Origin of the sequence: Wolbachia endosymbiont of Drosophila baimaii (assembly GCF_028982185.1) — a bacterium.
Taxonomy (GTDB): Bacteria; Pseudomonadota; Alphaproteobacteria; order Rickettsiales; family Anaplasmataceae; genus Wolbachia; species Wolbachia pipientis.
Genome location: NZ_JAPQLE010000058.1, coordinates 1 through 2,770, shown reverse-complemented (window position 1 = coordinate 2,770; position 2,770 = coordinate 1). Strand labels below are relative to the sequence as shown.

General features: G+C 36.2%; 2 protein-coding genes. Both read left to right on the top strand.

Features of this window, described 5'->3' with window-relative positions:
• Nucleotides 1-340: 340 nt before the first annotated feature.
• The gene (locus tag OZD66_RS01840; protein ID WP_182366269.1) at nt 341-982 is read left to right on the top strand and encodes a protocatechuate 3,4-dioxygenase; all 642 of its coding nucleotides are present in this window, start codon (nt 341-343) and stop codon (nt 980-982) included.
• 97 nt (nt 983-1,079) lie between these two features.
• Complete coding sequence (locus OZD66_RS01835; protein ID WP_182366424.1) at nt 1,080-2,582, top strand: leucyl aminopeptidase; 1,503 nt, start codon at nt 1,080-1,082, stop codon at nt 2,580-2,582.
• Nucleotides 2,583-2,770 lie beyond the last annotated feature (188 nt).

The window sequence follows — 2,770 nt, the reverse complement described above, 5'->3', positions numbered from 1 at the left end:
TACTAAACAGAAAAAAAGGCAAAAGAAACCCTAGGGTAGCTAGTTATTCACTATCCATTTTTTAAGTTGGCGTTTTTTAATGTTTTAAATAGCGCGTTTCAGCTTGTGTAGGTAAAAACCTAGAAATATTGTGAAGACATAAGGTGCACATAGTGCAAAAAATTAAAAATAAGACGCCAACTACGTTGTTTTCTTGCTGTTTAATCTGCACAGATGAAGATAACTGAATACCTTCAGTTTCATGGTAAGGGGGCTGGCGAAGGGTGTCAAGTAAGTTTTTTGTTTCTATTCCCAATAAAAGTTTGTTATATGGTTATGCAAGAAGTCTATTATAAATGAAATGAATGTGAAAAATATCTTATTAGCGTTTTTAGTACAAATGGTATTCAGTTTGCCGCTATTTGCAGATGATCCTGTTTTGCTCAACTGCATTGAAACTCCAGAAATATATGACCTTGATGCAAGGCCAAAAAATTTTAGCTCTTCAAACAATTTAAGAAGGAAACCTGGTTCTCCAAATAGTGCAACAGGAGAATTAATACACATAGTGGGTAGAATTACTGATATAAACTGTTTACCAATACAAAATGCTGTAGTTTCTATATGGCACGCAAATTCACGCGGTGTGAACCATTACGATAAGAATATAGAGGATGATCCGAATTTTGCTGGATCAGGAAGGTTTGTAGTGAATAACCTTGGCTATTATAATTTTATTACGATAGCACCTGGTAAAATTGGTGATAGAGCTCCACATATCAATTTTCTAGTTCAACATCCGGATTTTCCGGAATTCACAACGCAAATGTTTTTTGTTGACCATAATTGCGATAATTGCGCTGATCCTGTTCTTGGAGATTTTGTTAATAATGGGCTTGCAAGCCTTCTCATAACACCATTTACTTACAGTGATCAGGTCATAAAAACCTATACGTTTAACATTACCTTGGGCGGATATAATAAGTTCTCTAATAAAAGATAAAAAACCCTTGCATGTAAGGAAGTCCATAGTAGACTTGAGTGTTATTGTATTTAGGATGCATATGAAAAATATCTTACTGATGTTTTTGCTATGTTTTATGTACAGTTTACAATTATTTGCAACGGAGATGCCAGCAATGAAAATAACAATTTCTAAAATTTCGCCCGATTTTAAAACAATAATAACGGGTTTATTTGAGGACAACGAAACCGTAAATGATGGCGGAGTTTTGCAAGGAAAACAGATCATAGATAATATAAAGCAATTTAGCGATTTCAATGGAAGTTTTGGTGAATTTTTCTCTACTACTTTGCCAGAAGAAAAAAATGTCATAGTTGTTGGACTTGGTAAGAAGGGTGAGTGGAATGAAAATAAAGAATTAAATATTGGTGGTAAAATATATTGTGAGCTAAGCAGATTAAAAATTAAAAAAGCAGCAGTTTTAATCGAAGGTAGTGCAGCAAATGTTGCATATGGTGCGTTTCTGCGTAGTTTTAAGTTTGATAAGTATAAAACTAAAAAGGATGAAAAATTTACAGAGGTAGAGGAGATTACCGTATTAGTAAAAGGTGAGCAATTAAGTGATGCTGAAAGATCATTTGAGCACTTAAGGCAAGAAGGGGAGAGTATATTCCTTGCGCGCTCTTTTATAACAGAGCCTCCTAACATTCTATATCCAGAATCCTATGCTGATCATATAAAAAAAGAACTTACTAAGCTTGGCCTTGAAATCGAGGTGCTTGATAAAAAGCAGATGGAAGAGAAAAAAATGGGAGCCTTGCTTGGAGTTGCACAAGGAAGTAGTAAAGAACCAAAATTAGTAGTGATAAAATGGAATGGGGCTGCTAAAGAACAAAAGCCAATAGCTTTTGTTGGTAAAGGTATAACGTTTGACACTGGTGGAGTATCACTCAAACCTTCACGTGGTATGGAGTCAATGAAATATGACATGGCAGGCTCTGCTACTGTGGTTGGGGTGATGCATGCTTTAGCAGGACGAAAAGCAAAAGTAAATGCGATCGGTGTGGTCGCACTTGCAGAAAATGCAGTGGGTGGTAATGCTCAAAGACCAAGTGATGTAGTAACTTCAATGTCTGGACAGACAATAGAAGTGTTGAACACCGATGCAGAAGGAAGGCTCATACTTGCAGATGCTTTATGGTATACGCAAGACAGATTCTCACCAAAATTTATGATTGATCTTGCAACTTTAACTGGTGCTATAGTGGTTGCACTTGGAAATAACGAATATGCTGGTCTTTTTTCAAATAATGATGAATTAGCAAGCCGTCTGATTGATGCAGGAAATGAAGTAAATGAGAAGTTATGGCGTTTTCCTATGAATGAAACTTATGACAAAATTATTGATTCACCGATTGCTGATGTTCAAAACATCGCTCCTGCAGGCTCTGGTGGAGATAGCATAATGGCTGCACAGTTTTTACAGCGTTTTGTGAATGAAACTTGCTGGGCACATTTAGATATCGCAGGCACTGCTTGGCACGAGAAAGGTACTGACATTTGTCCAAGAGGAGCAGTAGGTTTTGGTGTAAGGTTACTTAATAAGTTGGTTGAGAAGTACTACGAAGCCAATGATTAAAGGTCTTTATACTGGATTTATGGCTTAGCTACATGAACGTTTATTTTCGAGGCGCAGCAAATGAAAGTAGCTGATACATATTTCTTTTTTTCTGGATTCCAGTGGGCTTTGTTGCATCGCTACTTATGAAAGGCTAACTATAGTTAGGATTATAAGTAACCTATTGAAAATCTTGTTTTTTTGCAATC